15 protein-coding genes are annotated in these 14266 nt (G+C 70.4%); 8 read left to right on the forward strand and 7 right to left on the reverse strand.

Features of this window, described 5'->3' with window-relative positions; translation table 11 throughout:
• Positions 1–5 precede the first annotated feature (5 nt).
• The gene (locus AB5J50_RS19820; protein WP_369259793.1) at positions 6–1607 is read right to left on the reverse strand and encodes an RDD family protein; all 1602 of its coding nucleotides are present in this window, start codon (positions 1605–1607) and stop codon (positions 6–8) included.
• Positions 1608–1987: 380 nt separating this feature from the next.
• Between AB5J50_RS19820 and AB5J50_RS19825 the strand changes: the two genes are divergently transcribed.
• Positions 1988–2461: an SsgA family sporulation/cell division regulator gene (locus AB5J50_RS19825; RefSeq protein ID WP_369259794.1), complete on the forward strand. Its 474-nt coding sequence runs from the start codon at positions 1988–1990 to the stop codon at positions 2459–2461.
• A gap of 42 nt (positions 2462–2503) precedes the next feature.
• On the opposite strand, the gene AB5J50_RS19830 is transcribed toward AB5J50_RS19825, so the two are convergent.
• Complete coding sequence (locus AB5J50_RS19830; RefSeq protein ID WP_369259795.1) at positions 2504–3919, reverse strand: FAD-binding oxidoreductase; 1416 nt, start codon at positions 3917–3919, stop codon at positions 2504–2506.
• Between the two features lie 92 nt (positions 3920–4011).
• Between AB5J50_RS19830 and AB5J50_RS19835 the strand changes: the two genes are divergently transcribed.
• The gene (locus AB5J50_RS19835) at positions 4012–5565 is read left to right on the forward strand and encodes a tetratricopeptide repeat protein (RefSeq protein ID WP_369259796.1); all 1554 of its coding nucleotides are present in this window, start codon (positions 4012–4014) and stop codon (positions 5563–5565) included.
• A 47-nt stretch (positions 5566–5612) separates the two neighbouring features.
• Here AB5J50_RS19835 and nthA read toward each other — a convergent pair whose 3' ends face one another.
• The 5 genes from nthA to hppD all read right to left on the reverse strand — a co-directional run bounded on the left by nthA (position 5613) and on the right by hppD (position 9012).
• A complete protein-coding gene (gene nthA / locus AB5J50_RS19840) occupies positions 5613–6197 on the reverse strand; it encodes a nitrile hydratase subunit alpha (RefSeq protein ID WP_369259797.1) in 585 nt (194 codons plus the stop codon).
• A complete protein-coding gene (locus AB5J50_RS19845; protein WP_327429060.1) occupies positions 6187–6477 on the reverse strand; it encodes an SH3-like domain-containing protein in 291 nt (96 codons plus the stop codon). Before AB5J50_RS19845 ends, nthA begins: the two co-directional genes overlap by 11 nt.
• Positions 6470–6790, reverse strand: coding sequence for a hypothetical protein (locus AB5J50_RS19850; RefSeq protein WP_369259798.1), 321 nt, complete (start codon positions 6788–6790; stop codon positions 6470–6472). The genes AB5J50_RS19845 and AB5J50_RS19850 overlap by 8 nt, the downstream gene beginning before the upstream one ends.
• Positions 6791–6837: 47 nt before the next feature.
• Positions 6838–7746 (reverse strand): Teichoic acid biosynthesis protein C (Precursor), encoded by a 909-nt coding sequence (locus AB5J50_RS19855; RefSeq protein WP_369259799.1) that lies wholly within the window; start codon positions 7744–7746, stop codon positions 6838–6840.
• Between the two features lie 120 nt (positions 7747–7866).
• The gene (hppD, locus tag AB5J50_RS19860; RefSeq protein WP_369259800.1) at positions 7867–9012 is read right to left on the reverse strand and encodes a 4-hydroxyphenylpyruvate dioxygenase; all 1146 of its coding nucleotides are present in this window, start codon (positions 9010–9012) and stop codon (positions 7867–7869) included.
• A 147-nt stretch (positions 9013–9159) separates the two neighbouring features.
• Here hppD and AB5J50_RS19865 point away from each other — a divergent pair, with 147 nt between their 5' ends.
• The 6 genes from AB5J50_RS19865 to AB5J50_RS19890 all read left to right on the forward strand — a co-directional run bounded on the left by AB5J50_RS19865 (position 9160) and on the right by AB5J50_RS19890 (position 14244).
• On the forward strand, positions 9160–9630 hold the full coding sequence (locus tag AB5J50_RS19865; RefSeq protein ID WP_369259801.1) for an Lrp/AsnC family transcriptional regulator: 471 nt from the start codon (positions 9160–9162) through the stop codon (positions 9628–9630).
• A 42-nt stretch (positions 9631–9672) separates the two neighbouring features.
• Positions 9673–10320 (forward strand): ABC transporter permease, encoded by a 648-nt coding sequence (locus AB5J50_RS19870; protein WP_369259802.1) that lies wholly within the window; start codon positions 9673–9675, stop codon positions 10318–10320.
• Positions 10321–10396: 76 nt separating this feature from the next.
• Positions 10397–11605, forward strand: a complete 1209-nt coding sequence (locus AB5J50_RS19875; protein WP_369265452.1) for a betaine/proline/choline family ABC transporter ATP-binding protein — start codon at positions 10397–10399, stop codon at positions 11603–11605.
• On the forward strand, positions 11602–12456 hold the full coding sequence (locus AB5J50_RS19880) for an ABC transporter permease (protein WP_369259803.1): 855 nt from the start codon (positions 11602–11604) through the stop codon (positions 12454–12456). The genes AB5J50_RS19875 and AB5J50_RS19880 overlap by 4 nt, the downstream gene beginning before the upstream one ends.
• Before the next feature lie 143 nt (positions 12457–12599).
• Positions 12600–13487, forward strand: coding sequence for a glycine betaine ABC transporter substrate-binding protein (locus AB5J50_RS19885; RefSeq protein ID WP_369265453.1), 888 nt, complete (start codon positions 12600–12602; stop codon positions 13485–13487).
• 103 nt (positions 13488–13590) lie between these two features.
• The gene (locus tag AB5J50_RS19890) at positions 13591–14244 is read left to right on the forward strand and encodes an ArsR/SmtB family transcription factor (protein ID WP_369259804.1); all 654 of its coding nucleotides are present in this window, start codon (positions 13591–13593) and stop codon (positions 14242–14244) included.
• Positions 14245–14266 lie beyond the last annotated feature (22 nt).

Genomic DNA, 14266 nt, shown 5'->3' on the forward strand with positions numbered 1-14266 from the left:
GACTCCTACGACGACGCGGCTACGAACGTGTGCGCCGCCTTGTCGTGCCAGCACTGGCGCCACGGCTTGTCGAACAGACACCACAGCACGCCGACGACACCGACGGCCAGGAGGCCGGGAACGCTGTAGACGAGCCAGCGGCGCAGGGCCCGGCCGAAGGACGGTGGTTCGTGTCCCTCGATGTCGCGCACCTCGATGCCGCACAGCTTCTTGCCGAGGGTGCGGCCCCACTTGGCGGTGGGCAGCGCGTCGTAGAGAACGCCGGAGAGCAGCAGCACGGCGAGGATGATGCCGAGGTAGCCGGCGGTCGTGCCGTCGAGCAGCCAGACCGTGACCTTCTCGCCGGAGAGCTTGGCCGCGTCGACCTTCTCGTTGATGTGGTCGACCGCCTTGGTGCCCAGCGGCACGGCGGCCACGGCGGTGACACCGGCCAGCACGACGGTGTCCACGAGCCGCGCGGCCAGCCGCTTGCCGAGGCCCGCGGGCCGCGCCGCCGAGTGCCGCCGGGCGGCCGCCTGGAAGATGTCGTCGACCGGCGGCTTCCACGGCGCGACTCGCTGCCCCTCCTCGCCCGGGGCACCCGCGAGCTGGTGCACCTGCTGGGCCCAGGAGGGCTGACCACCGCCGGCACCGCTGGCCATGGGGGTGGAACCGCCGGACTGCTGGGGAACGGACGGGGTGGCGGGGGTCGCGGGAGTGACGGGCGCCGCGGGAGCGGCGGGGGTGGCAGGGGTGGCAGGGGTGGCGGGGGCGTTACGGGCAGCGGCGGCGGCCTGGGCGGCCTGCCCGGCACCGAAGCCACCGCCGGAGCCACCGGAAACGCCGGCGGCACCGGACGTACCGGTCGTGCCCGGCGGAGCGGACTGAGGGGACGCGCCCGCCGCCGCGCCCGTGCTCCCGGTCTGCGCCCCGCCCTGCCGCTCCGTGCGCGGGAGCGCACGGAAGGCCATGGTGCCGTCGGAAGGAAGGGGGTCCTGGGCGCCGGGGGTGGCGGAACCCGGGTTCCCGGTACCGCCGGCTCCTGCCGGGCTCTCCGTCCCCGCCGGCCGCACCGGCCCCGTGGGACGGCGGAACACCACGGTGCCGCCGGACGCCGGCGGCTGCTGGCCGCCGGCCGAGTCCGCGGGCGGGATCGTCGCCGTGCCGTCCGTGCGGGAGGACTTCCCGTCGGGCTGGACGACCGCGTCCACCGGCTGTGCCGCGCGGGGCACCCGCGGGTCGGCGCCCTGAGGCGCGCCCCAGGACACCCTGCGGTCCTGTTCTCCGCCGAAGCCGGTCTGCTGGGAGCGGTCGGCGCCCCACGCGGCGGCGGGCTCGGGCCGGCTGCCGTGCTGCGCCTCGGCGGGGCTCGCCGGGCGGGGCTGCGGGTCCTCGTCGAAGAAGTGCGGACCCGTCTCCTCCGCCGGAGCCGGCGCCGGAGCGGGCACATGCACGGGGCGGGCGCCGGGTGGCGGCGCGAGCGGTTCGCCGTCCAGGGGCGCCGGACGGCTCGTACCCGGCACCCAGGCGGCACCGTTCCAGTACCGGACATATCCAGGAATGGAGGGGTCCGGGTAATACCCTTCGCGGGGCCTGTCGTCACCGGGGGCCGGGGTTGGGGCGCTCATGTCCGTCGTCCCGTATCTGCTCGGGGGTCTTTTTGAGGGTCCACATCTATCAGACCGGCGCGTACCCCTGGGCGGCTCCGGCCTCACCGACCCCCTTATGAGCATGGCCCAGCTGTCTTTTCGGCCGGGGGTCCGGGGGTTGTCCCCCGGGCAGACACAGCCAGACCGGCGCGTACCCCTGGGCAGCTCCCGCCGTACCCACCCCTTTCGGGCGCGGTTCCGCCACGTCTTGCGAGCGTGCTTCCGGAGCTGTCCGAGCGGTGCCCTGAGCCGGTCCGAAAAAATTTTCCGGAACCCGCGTAATGGTTCCGCGCCCACGCGCTCTCCACTCGTACGGGCCCGCCCACAGGGCCCCGTACGACGAAAGGAAGGGCACCGACATGCACACCGTGGTGGAACGCGAACTCGAGCTCAAACTCGTCCTGTCGCCCGAGCGCAGCATCCCCGTCCCGGCGCGGCTCAGCTACCGCACCGACGATCCGTACGCCGTCCACATCACCTTCCACATCGGCTCCGACCATCCCGTCAACTGGACGTTCGCCCGCGAGCTGCTCGTCGAGGGGGTGTTCCGGCCGTGCGGGCACGGCGATGTGCGGATCTGGCCGACCAAGGTCGCGGGCCGCAGCGTCGTACTGATGGCGCTGAGCTCTCCCGACGGCGACGCGCTGCTCGAAGCGCCGTCCGCGCAGGTGTCCGCCTGGCTGGAGCGCACCCTGCGGGCGGTCCCTCCGGGCTCTGAGGCCGAGCAGCTCGGTATCGACGAGGGCCTCGCCGAGCTGCTCGCGCCCACACCGGCCGACGATCTGTGGCTCCGCGATCCGTGGCCGTCGGACGAGTCCAAGGACGGGGAGTAGACCTGGGCCGGTCCTCCGGTGTCGGAAGAGCTCGCCCGGGCTTCAGAAGAGCTTGCCCGGGTTCAGGAGCCCCAGCGGGTCGAAGGTCGCCTTGACCGCCCGCTGCATCTCCACGCCCACCGGGCCGATCTCGCGCGCCAGCCACTCCTTCTTCAGGACGCCCACGCCGTGCTCGCCGGTGATCGTGCCGCCGAGTTCCAGGCCGAGGGCCATGATCTCGTCGAAGGACTCACGGGCGCGCCGGGACTCGTCGGGGTCGGTGGCGTCGAAGCAGACGGTGGGGTGCGTGTTGCCGTCGCCGGCGTGCGCGCAGACCCCGATCGTCAGGGAGTACTTGTCGGCGACGCGCTCGATCCCTTCGAGCATGTCGCCGAGCCGCGAGCGCGGCACGCACACGTCGTCGATCATCGTCGTGCCCTTGACCGCTTCGAGCGCGGTGAGCGACAACCGCCTTGCCTGGAGGAGGAGTTCGGACTCGGCCGCATCCTCCGCGGGGACCACCTGCGTCGCGCCCGCGGCCTCGCAGAGGGCGCCGACCGCCGCGAGGTCGGCCGCCGGGTCGTGGGTGTCGAAGGCGGCGAGGAGGAGTGCCTCGGTGGTCTCCGGGAGGCCCATGTGCGCCATGTCGTTGACGGCCTTCACCGTCGTACGGTCCATGAGTTCGAGGAGGGACGGCACATGGCCGCCCTCCATGATCCGGCACACGGCGTCGCAGGCGGCCCGCGCCGACCCGAACTCGGCGGCCAGCACCAGCTGCTGGGGCGGCTGCGGCTTGAGCGCCAGGATCGCCCGTACGACGATGCCGAGCGAACCCTCCGAGCCGACGAAGAGGCGGGTGAGGTCGTAACCGGCGACGCCCTTCGCGGTGCGGCGGCCGGTGGACATGAGCCGTCCGTCGGCCAGCACGACTTCCAGTCCCAGCACGTACTCGGCCGTCACCCCGTACTTCACGCAGCACAGGCCGCCGGAGGCCGTGCCGATGTTGCCGCCGATGGTGCACATCTCCCAGCTGGAGGGGTCCGGCGGGTAGTACAGGCCGTGTTCGTTGACGGCGCGGGAGAGCGTGGCGTTGATGACGCCCGGCTCGACGACGGCGATGCGGTCGACCGGGCTGATCTCCAGGATCCGGTCCATCTTCACCAGGGACAGCACGATGCAGCCGTCGGAGGCGTTGGCGGCGCCCGACAGGCCGGTGCGGGCGCCTTGCGGGACGACCGGGACGCGTAGCTCGGTCGCGGTGCGCATGACGTGCTGGACCTGCTCGACGGTGCGGGGCAGGACGACGACGGCCGGGGTGCCCGCCTCGCAGAAGCTCGCCATGTCGTTCGCGTACGAGACCGTGACGTCCGGGTCGATGAGGACGGCTTCGGCCGGCAGGCCGCTCAGCAGGCGGTCCACGAGGTTGCCGGTCGCTGCCGTGCCTTTGTCGTGCGGGGCTTCGATACGGCTCATGATCACAGGTTCGCACCCAGGGCCATCGGTGTGAACCCCATCCGCGCGTGGCTTGGGATGCCGGGATGTGGTCTTCGTACTGGCGCACAGTGAGCGGCATGCAGATCCAAGAGCGACAGCCGGTCCTCACCTGGCTGCAGCCCGAGGAACCCTCCGGGCCGCGCCTCTCCTCCCTCGCCAAGCGCGCGCTCATCGGTGTGGTCGCGGGCAGCGTCGTCCTCGGCGGTGTGCTGGTGCTGCTGCCCTCGACGCGGCACGCCGTGGCGCCGAGACCCGTGGCGGGTCCGCCGGGCCGGGCGAACGCGGCGGTCACGGCCGGGGTGCCCGTCGCGGTGTCCGATCTGGTGGCGGTCATCGGGGACCGCGAGGCCCATCTGCGGGCCCATCCGCGCGACGGGCGGGCCTGGGCGGTGCTCGGCACCGCGTATGCGGAGCAGGCGCGGCGGACCGGGATGCCCGCGTACTACCCGAAGGCCGAGAAGGCGCTGCGTGCGTCGCTGCAGTCCGGGCCGGAGCAGAACCAGGCGGCGATGGACGGCCTCATGGCGCTCGCCAACGCGCGGGGCGACTTCCTGGAGGCGCAGAAGTGGGGCGAGGAGGCCGTGGAGCAGTCGCCGAAGCGGTGGACGACGTACGCGCTGCTGATCGACACGTACACCGGCCTCGGGAACTACAAGGCCACCCGCAGCACCCTCGAAAAGCTCCAGGCACTGCACAAGGGGCCGAGGGTGCTGGCACAGGCCTCGCGCGTCTACTGGAGCCTCGGCTGGCGTGAGGACGCCGTCGCCACGATCAGCGACGCGGCGGCGGGCGCGGCCACACCCGCCGAACGGGCGGCCTATCTGCAGCAGGCCGGTGAGCTGGCCTGGGAGCGCGGTGAAGTCAGGCAGTCGCTGCGCTACTACAAGGCCGCGCTGGCGAGCGACCCCGACGAGCACGGGTCCCTCGCCGGACAGGGGCGCGCGCTGGCGGCGCTCGGGCGCATGTCGGAGGCGATGCGCGCGTACCAGACGGCGCTCGCCAGGCAGCCCGCGCCGCGGTACGCGCTGGAACTGGGCGAGCTGTACGAGAAGCTGGGCCTCACGGGGGCCGCGCGCGTGCAGTACGGCCTGCTGCGGGACCGGGTGCGGCAGGAGGAGGCCGGGGGTGTCGACGACGAGCTGGTCCTCGGGCTCTTCGAGGCGGACCACGGTGACCCGCGGGCGGCGGTACGGCGGCTGCGTGCCGAGTGCGAGCGGCAGCCCGGCATTCCCGTCGCGGACGCGCTGGGCTGGGCGCTGCACCGGGCCGGGAACGACAAGGAAGCGCTCAAGTTCGCCAAGAAGGCCATGGACAAGGACCACGGGGGCGGCGTGCGCAGCGCGCTGTACGCCTACCACCGGGGCCAGATCGAACGCGAACTGGACCTTATCGGCCCGGCCCGCCGCCACCTGGCCGAGGCCCTCATGATCAACCCGCACTTCTCGCCGCTCTTCGCCCCTGCGGCCCATGCGGCCCTGACGGAGATGGGACAACCCAGCGAGGAGGGTCCGCCCGATCCTTCGAAGGAGACCGAGAAGTCGACAGAACCGGCCACGCCGGCCATCCGGGCCACACCGGGCACACCGGAGCGCGCGACGCCGCCCGCCCTGAGGCGCCCGGCGTCACGCTGAGCACCCCGGTTCGCCGGGATTACCGGGGTCGCCGGGATCACCCGGGTTCAGACGGCCGCCGTGCCGATCAGCGCGTTGCGAGTGACGAGGGCCGCCAGTTCCGTCTCCGGGAGGGACTCCGTGCCGGCGGGGCGGCGCGGAAGGACCATGTACCGCGTCTCCGCGCTGGAGTCCCACACCGAGATCTCCGTGTCGGCCGGGAGCGTGAGGCCGAACTCCGCGAGGACCGCGCGGGGTTCGCGGACGACCCGGGAGCGGTAGGCCTCGGACTTGTACCAGCTCGGGGAGGGGCCGAGGAGGCGAAGGGGGTAGCAGGAGCAGAGGGTGCAGACGATGACGTGGTGCAGGGACTCCGTGTTCTCGACCACGCGCAGACGCTGGTACGAGCCCTCCATGAAACCGAGTTCCTGGACGGCCGCCGTGCCGTCGGTGAGCAGCCGCGACTTGTAGTCCGCGTCCGTCCAGGCGCGCGCCACCACCCGCGCGCCGTTCGCCGGGGACGACCGCGCCAGGAACGCGTCGATCGCCTCGTCCAGCGTCCCGCCCGAGAGCACCCCCTTCTCTTCGAGCAGGGTCTCCAGGCGCCGCACCCTGCGGGAGATCAGCGCGTCGTCGTGGTGGTCACCGCTCATTGTGCCGGTCCTCTTCCAAGTAGCTTTCCCACAAGTCCAGTACGACGTGATGGTCGCCCTCGCCCCACAGGTCACGGGCCGCGAACCGGACCGCGTACACCTGCTCGACCGGGGCGTCCGGGCTGCCCTGTGCGCTGACGTCCGCGAGTTCGGCGCGGCCCTCCGGCTCGACCACGACTCCCCGCTTGCCGCGGGCGTAGCGGGGCAGGCGGGTGTGGTGCGCCGGGTCGTGGTCGAAGGTGCGGACGCGGGTGCCGGGCGGGAAGCGGTCCTCAGCCATGGGTATCGGCCCCGGCCGCCGCCGGCTCACCCGGTCCGTCCAGCTCGCCCGGCTCGATGACGCCCTTGCGCTCCAGCAGGGCGCAGATGGCCGTGAACCAGCGCTCGTAGTACGAGGCCGCCAGGTACTCCTTGGCGGGCATCGACTCGATCGCGTCCCGGAACTCGTTGGTGTTGAACAGCCCTTGCGCGCGAAGGGCGTTGAAGAGGCCGACGACGCGGGCCTCCCAGTCCGCGTGGAAGGGCTCGGTGTCGTCGGTGGTGTCGATGGCACCGAACCCCTGCGTGCCGCCTACGTCGTTGATCCTGGACATGCGGCCAGATTACGTCTCCGGGCCGCGCGTTGGGGCTACTGCTCGGGCTACTGCTGCGGGGGCGTGTACGGCTTGTAGAAGATCGAGAACTTGCGGGCGTTCTCGTCGCCCGAGGCGAGCCCGATGCACAGCCGGGGCCCGCCCTTGCCGGCCTTGCGGCGGATGGCGAGGCCTTCGGGTTCGCGGTAGTCGAGGGAGCGCCCGGCCTCGGTCCGCTCCTGCTGGAGCAGGTTGCCGGTGCGGATGTCGAGGCAGGAGAGGTAGGTGTTGCCGTGCCCTGAGGGCGGGTTGGTGGCGTCGTCGTACGCCGTGCCCGCCAGCTGGTAGAGGTGGTCGCCGTGCAGCGCGTAGCCCTGGAACGGGACGGTGGGGTCCGGGTGGGCGCCGGTCTGCGGGAAGTCGGCGAGGTGGGTGGAGTAGTCGCCGGCGGTGAACGCGTCGAGGTCGTAGACGCGGTAGCGCGCCGTGCCGCCGACACGGTGGCGTACGGCGATGCGCTTGCTCGCCATGCAGACGGAGGGCTGGTTGTTGACGGATCCCGGGATCGGCGTGCGGACGTTGACCTTGTCGAGGGTGCGGGTGGCGCCGTCGACGAAGCGGAAGCGGGTGACGCCCTTGCCGTACCCCTTCACCGCCTGGGCCTCGGTCCAGATCCACACCGTGCCGTCGGCGGCGTTCTGGACGCCCATGCTCACCCCGTGCCCGAAGTGAGGCAGCAGCATGTGGCCCAGCCGGTTGCCGTCGTAGTCGAGCTTGCTCAGGACCAGATTCCCCGCCGCCCTGCCGCCCGGCGCGATCTGCAGGACGTACAGCCGCTTGTTCACCTCGTCGAAGGCGAAGGACTGCGGAACCGTCCCCACCTGGAGCGTGGCCTTCTGCCACAGCCAGCGCTCGGCCGCCGCGGAGAGGTCTATGTGCTCGTCGGTGATGGTGGTGGCGGCCTGTGTCTCCCCCATGGGGCCCTGTCCTCCCGTGTCCTGTGGACGCCCTCGCGGCGTCCACAGGATCTGAGAGTCCCAACTCGCCTACCTTGGTTGCAAGTTCAACACTCCTGCGCGACCGGATCCACAGCTGGTCTACAGGTTTCCGCGCTTCTCCTGCTCCCGCTCGATCGCCTCGAAGAGGGCCTTGAAGTTGCCCTTGCCGAAGCCCATCGAGCCGTGCCGCTCGATGATCTCGAAGAAGACGGTCGGACGGTCCTGGACCGGCTTGGTGAAGATCTGCAGCAGATAGCCGTCCTCGTCGCGGTCGGCGAGGATCTTCAGCTCACGCAGTGTGTCGACGGGGACGCGGGTGTCGCCGACCCACTCGCCGAGGGTGTCGTAGTACGAGTCCGGGGTGTCGAGGAACTGGACTCCGGCCGCGCGCATGGTGCGTACGGTCTCGACGATGTCGCCCGAGTTGAGCGCGATGTGCTGGACGCCCGCGCCGCCGTAGAACTCCAGGTACTCGTCGATCTGGGACTTCTTCTTGGCGATGGCGGGCTCGTTGATCGGGAACTTGACCTTGAGCGTGCCGTCGGCGACGACCTTCGACATCAGCGCGCTGTACTCGGTCGCGATGTCGTCGCCCACGAACTCCTTCATGTTCGTGAAGCCCATGACCTTGTTGTAGAAGCCGACCCACTCGTTCATGTGGCCGAGCTCGACGTTGCCGACGCAGTGGTCGATGGCCTGGAAGGTGCGGCGGGCCGGCGGCTCGACGATCGGCTTCGCGGCCACGAAGCCGGGGAGGTACGGGCCCTCGTAGCCCGAACGGTCGACCAGGGTGTGGCGGGTCTCGCCGTACGTCGCGATCGCGGCGAGGACGACCGTGCCGTGCTCGTCCTTGATCTCGTACGGCTCGGTGACCGAGCGGGCGCCGTGCTCGATGGCGTACGCGTACGCGGCGCGCGCGTCCGGGACCTCGATGGAGAGGTCGACGACGCCGTCGCCGTGCGCGGCCACGTGCTCGGCGAGGAAGTGGCCCCAGGGGGTGGCGGCCTTGATGACGGAGGTGAGGACGAAGCGGGCCGAGCCGTTCTCGAGGACGTACGACGCCGTCTCGCGGCTGCCGTTCTCCGGTCCGGAGTAGGCCACGAGCTGCATACCGAAGGCCGTGGAGTAGTAGTGCGCGGCCTGCTTGGCGTTGCCGACGGCGAAGACGACCGCGTCCATTCCCTTGACCGGGAAGGGGTCTGCCTGCCGGGCGGTGTCGGGAGTGTGGTGGGTGGTCTGAGTCATGGCCGCAGACTCTCTCCGTTCCGCAAGGTGCGCAATAGTTCGCATTTCGGCTGGGCAATATGCTCAGGAGATGGCCCGTTTCGGCGGGCGTTCTGTACAGGATGACCATCTCGTGAGGCGAACGAACCAGGGAAAGGGGAGGCCCCCGTGGCGATCGATCATCTGGACGGCCGGATCATCGTGCTGCTCGCCGAGGAACCGCGCATCGGCGTCCTGGAGATGTCCCGGCGGCTGGGGGTCGCGCGCGGCACGGTGCAGGCGCGGCTCGACCGGCTTCAGTCGAATGGAGTCATCCGGGGGTTCGGGCCGCAGGTGGACCCGGCAGCCCTCGGGTATCCCGTCACCGCGTTCGCGACGCTCCAGATCCGGCAGGGGCAAGGGGCGGACGTACGGGCGCACTTGGCCACCGTGCCGGAGATGCTGGAGCTGCACACGACCACCGGCAGCGGGGACATGCTGTGCCGGCTGGTGGCCCGCTCGAACGCCGATCTCCAGCGTGTGATCGACCGGGTTGTCGGTTTTGATGGCATCGTCCGGGCCGCCACGGCGATCGTCATGGAGAACCCCGTTCCGCTGCGGATCATCCCGCTGGTGGAGCAGGCGTCGGGAGATTCCTGACGCGAAGGGGTCCGGACCGCGGGTGAGGAGAGGTCCGGTGCCGTGAACTTCTGGGAGTACCTGAGCAGCCGCCATCAGCAGCTGCTCGCGGACGCGTACCAGCACGCCAGCGTGGTCTTCCAGTGCATGGTCGTCGCGACGGCCGCCGGCGTACTCATCGGCGTCGCCACCTACCACGTCGAGTGGGCCGGCAACCTCGCCACGACCACCACCTCCACCATCCTGACCATGCCCTCGCTCGCCATGATCGGTCTGCTGATCCCGATCGTGGGCCTGGGCGTGCCGCCGACGGTCATCGCGCTGACGCTGTACGGGCTGCTGCCGATCGTGCGGAACGCGATCGTGGGTCTGCGCGGGGTCGATCCCTCGCTCGTGGACGCGGCGAGGGGCATCGGGATGTCGCGGCTCGCCCGTCTCGTGCGGGTCGAGCTGCCGCTGGCCTGGCCGCCGATCCTCACCGGCATCCGGATCTCCACACAGATGCTGATGGGGATCGCGGCCATCGCGGCGTACGCCTCCGGGCCCGGCCTCGGCAACGAGATCTTCCGCGGCATCGGCTCCCTGGGCAGCAAGAACGCGCTCAACCAGGTGCTCGCGGGCACGCTCGGGATCATCATCCTGGCGCTGCTGTTCGACGCCGCGTACGTGCTCATCGGACGGCTGACCATTCCGAGGGGGATCCGTGACTGAGACCGCAGAGTCCGCTGCGTCCACGGCGTCCGCCGCGAGGACCGCCGGCGGGCACGCGTCCACGACCGGCGCCACCATCGAACTGGACAACCTCACCAAGCGGTATCCGGGCAGCCGCGAACCCGCCGTGGACAGCGTCCACATGGAGATCAAGGCGGGCGAGCTCGTCGTCTTCGTCGGCCCCTCCGGCTGCGGGAAGTCGACCACCCTGAAGATGATCAACCGGCTCATCGAACCGACCGGCGGCCGCATCCGCATCGGCGGCGAGGACGTCACCGACATGGACCCGGTGAAGCTGCGCCGCAAGGTCGGGTACGCGATCCAGTCCTCCGGGCTCTTCCCGCACATGACGGTCGCCCAGAACATCGCGCTCGTCCCGAGGATGACCGGCTGGTCCAAGTCGAGGATCAGATCGCGGGTCGAGGAGATGCTGGACCTGGTCGGGCTCGACCCGGGCGAGTTCCACGGCCGCTATCCGCGCCAGCTCTCCGGCGGTCAGCAGCAACGCGTGGGCGTGGCACGGGCCCTCGCGGCCGATCCGCCCGTCCTGCTGATGGACGAGCCCTTCGGCGCGGTGGACCCGATCACCCGCGACCACCTCCAGGACGAGCTGATCCGGCTCCAGCACGAGCTGCACAAGACGATCGTCTTCGTCACCCACGACTTCGACGAGGCGATCAAGCTGGGCGACCGGATCGCGGTCCTGCGCGAGCGCTCGCACATCGCGCAGTTCGACACCCCGGAGGCGATCCTCACCAACCCGGCCGACGACTTCGTGTCGGGGTTCGTGGGCGCGGGCGCCGCCCTGAAACGGCTCAACCTCACCCGCGTACGGAATGTCGAGATGACCGACTACCCGACGGTGACCGTGGACGACCCGCTCCAGGAGATCTTCAACAAGATCAGGGGCAGCGGTACGAACGAGATCCTGCTGCTCGACAAGCGCGGCCGCCCCTACAAGTGGCTGCGGCGCGGCGACCTGATGCGGGCCAAGGGCTCACTGGCCCGGGCGGGCACGCTGGTGCACGACACGGTGACCCGGGACGCCACGCTGCGGGACGCCCTGGAGGCCGTGCTCATCGACAACACGGGCCGGGTCGCGGTCACCGGGCGGCGCGGGGAGTTCATCGGGGTCGTCGACATGGAGACGCTGATGAACTCCGTGCACGAAATGCTTGAGGCCGACCGGCTGGAGGCGATGGAGCACCAGCACGAACTGGAGGAGGCACGCGCCCAGCAGACCCACTTCGAGCAGGAGGGCGACGGAGGGGAGAAGAAGGCGTGAGTACACCGCCCGTGGATCAGCGGCCCGAGGGCGAGCACGAGGTCAAGGGGCTCGCCTTCCGGGACGAGGGCGAGGCCGAGCAGGAGGCTCCCCCGCCGGTCGTCACGCTCAAGCCCCGGATCACCTGGCAGAAGCTGACCTTCCTGCCCGCCATGATCGTGGCCCTGCTGCTCGCCACCTGGCTCTGGTTCCAGCAGGCAACCCTCGACGCGATCTCCGAGAACGCCCTGTCGAACGGCCAGGTGTCGAAGGCCCTGTGGCAGCACATCCAACTGGCCGCGATCTCCACGTTCTTCGTCGTGATCATCGCCATCCCGCTGGGCATCCTGCTCACCCGCAAGGCGTTCCGGAAGGCGACTCCGCTCGCGATGACCATCGCCAACATGGGACAGGCCACGCCCGCCATCGGCCTGTTGGCGCTCCTGGTGATCTGGCTCGGCACCGGCGAGAAATCGGCCCTGATCGGCATCACGATCTACGCCATCCTGCCGGTCCTGTCCAACACGATCGCGGGCCTGAAGGCCAACGACCCGACGCTTCTGGAGGCCGCACGCGGCATCGGCATGTCGCCGCTCGGCGTCCTGTCCCGGGTCGAACTCCCGCTCGCCGTACCGCTGATCCTCGCGGGCGTCCGTACGGCGCTCGTCCTGAACGTGGGCACGGCGACCCTCGCCACCTTCGGCGGAGGCGGCGGCCTCGGCGTGCTCATCACCACCGGAATCACCACCCAGCGCATGCCGGTCCTGGTGCTCGGCTCGATCCTCACGGTCTCGCTCGCCCTGCTCGTCGACTGGCTCGCCTCACTGGCCGAACTGCTGCTCAGGCCGCGCGGGCTGGAGGCGGGGTCATGAGGAGCACGAAGCGCACGAAGGGTATGTGTCTGCTGCCGACCAGGAGGCGTAGGTGTCTGCTGCCGGCCGGGAGGCATACGTGTCTGCTGCTGGCCGGGGCCCTCGTGCTGGCCTCCGGCTGCGGGCTGACCAGCGGCTCCCCCATGGTCGACAACGTCGAACCCGGCTCGATCGGGCAGGGCAAACCGCTCAAGGGCGCCCACCTCACCGTGACGTCCAAGGAGTTCACCGAGCAGCTGATCCTCGGCGCGATCATGGGCATCGCCTTCCAGGCGGCCGGCGCGGACGTGCTCGACCGCACCGGCATCCAGGGGTCGATCGGCTCCCGCGAGGCCGTCAAGAACGGGGACGCGGACGCCATGTACGAGTACACGGGCACGGCCTGGATCACCTACCTCGGCAACAGCAAGCCCATCCCCGACCCGCAGCAGCAGTGGCAGGCGGTGCGTGACGCCGACCTCAAGAACGGGCTGACCTGGCTGCCGCCGTCCGCCCTCAACAACACGTACGCGCTCGCCATGAACCAGGCCAACTTCAAGAAGTACGGCACGAAGACGCTGTCGGACGTGGCCGCGCTGGCCAACAAGGACCCCGGCGCGGTGACGCTCTGCGTGGAGAGCGAGTTCGCCAACCGGGCCGACGGGCTGCCGGGCATGGAGAAGGCGTACGGGATGGATGTGCCCGCGAAGAACATCACGCAGATGGACACCGGGATCATCTACACCCAGGTGGCGAAGGGGAGTTGCACGTACGGTGAGGTGTTCACCACCGACGGGCGCATCAAGTCGATGCACCTGGAGGTGATGCAGGACGACAAGAAGTTCTTCCCCAACTACAACGCGGCACCTGTGATCAACTCCAAGGCCCTGAAGGAGTATCCGACGATCGCCGAGGTCATCGATCCCGTGACCAAGAAGCTGAACAACACGGTGGCGCAGGAGTTGAACGCCAAGGTGGATGTGCAGGGGCAGGATCCGCACGAGGTGGCGCTGGACTGGATGACGCAGGAGGGGTTCGTCAAGGGCGGGTGAGCGGCGTACCTACGGCGGTGCGCGCGAGGGTCCGGCCACGTCCAAAGAAGTGGTTGCAAAGAACCCGTTGCAACTGACCCTTTGCAACGCTATCTTTGTACACATGACGGAGCAGCCCCCTCAGCCCCCAGAGCCGCCACTTCCCCCGGCACCGCCGCTTCCCCCGGTGCCGCCGGTGCCGCCGGAGTCACCCAAGCACCGCCGCCTCGACGCCCGCTCCCTGCGCGGGCTCGCCCACCCCCTGCGTATGGAGCTGCTGAGCGTCCTGCGGCGGCGGGGGCCGGCCACCGCGTCGATGCTCGCCGAGCGGCTGGGCGAGTCCAGCGGGGCGACCAGCTATCACCTGCGCCAGCTCGCCGCGCACGGCTTCGTCGAGGACGCGCCGGAGCGGGGCAAGGGGCGGGAGCGCTGGTGGCAGGCGGTCGACCAGGGCCTGGGCTTCGACGAGGAGCTGCTCAAGGACGCCGACCCGGCGGTGCGCGGGGCGGCCGACATGTTCCTGCACGAGGTCGCGACCAGCCACGCCCGTGAACTGTCGACCTGGCTGGGGACGCGGGACGACTGGTCCGAAAAGTGGACCCGCGCCACCGACATGAGCGACTTCACGCTACGGCTGACGCCGGCGCTCTCCCGTGAACTCATCCAGAAGATGCACGAGTTGCTCGAAAGCTACGGCGCCCTCGAAGCCTCCGAGGACGACCCTGAGGCCGAACAGGTGCGCTTCCACACCCACGCCTTCCCGCAAGCCTCCGACTGAGCCGCCCGATCACATCCAAGAC

This window comes from Streptomyces sp. R35, from assembly GCF_041053035.1.
In the GTDB taxonomy this organism is placed as follows: domain Bacteria; phylum Actinomycetota; class Actinomycetes; order Streptomycetales; family Streptomycetaceae; genus Streptomyces; species Streptomyces lutosisoli.

Bases quoted from the DNA above. Each gene is read 5' to 3' on its own strand.
- AB5J50_RS19820 (WP_369259793.1), bottom strand. From the start codon at position 1,607: ATGAGCGCCCCAACCCCGGCCCCCGGTGACGACAGGCCCCGCGAAGGG.
- AB5J50_RS19825 (WP_369259794.1), top strand. From the start codon at position 1,988: ATGCACACCGTGGTGGAACGCGAACTCGAGCTCAAACTCGTCCTGTCG.
- AB5J50_RS19835 (WP_369259796.1), top strand. From the start codon at position 4,012: ATGCAGATCCAAGAGCGACAGCCGGTCCTCACCTGGCTGCAGCCCGAG.
- nthA (WP_369259797.1), bottom strand. From the start codon at position 6,197: ATGAGCGGTGACCACCACGACGACGCGCTGATCTCCCGCAGGGTGCGG.
- AB5J50_RS19845 (WP_327429060.1), bottom strand. From the start codon at position 6,477: ATGGCTGAGGACCGCTTCCCGCCCGGCACCCGCGTCCGCACCTTCGAC.
- AB5J50_RS19850 (WP_369259798.1), bottom strand. From the start codon at position 6,790: ATGTCCAGGATCAACGACGTAGGCGGCACGCAGGGGTTCGGTGCCATC.
- AB5J50_RS19855 (WP_369259799.1), bottom strand. From the start codon at position 7,746: ATGGGGGAGACACAGGCCGCCACCACCATCACCGACGAGCACATAGAC.
- hppD (WP_369259800.1), bottom strand. From the start codon at position 9,012: ATGACTCAGACCACCCACCACACTCCCGACACCGCCCGGCAGGCAGAC.
- AB5J50_RS19885 (WP_369265453.1), top strand. From the start codon at position 12,600: ATGGTCGACAACGTCGAACCCGGCTCGATCGGGCAGGGCAAACCGCTC.
- AB5J50_RS19890 (WP_369259804.1), top strand. From the start codon at position 13,591: ATGACGGAGCAGCCCCCTCAGCCCCCAGAGCCGCCACTTCCCCCGGCA.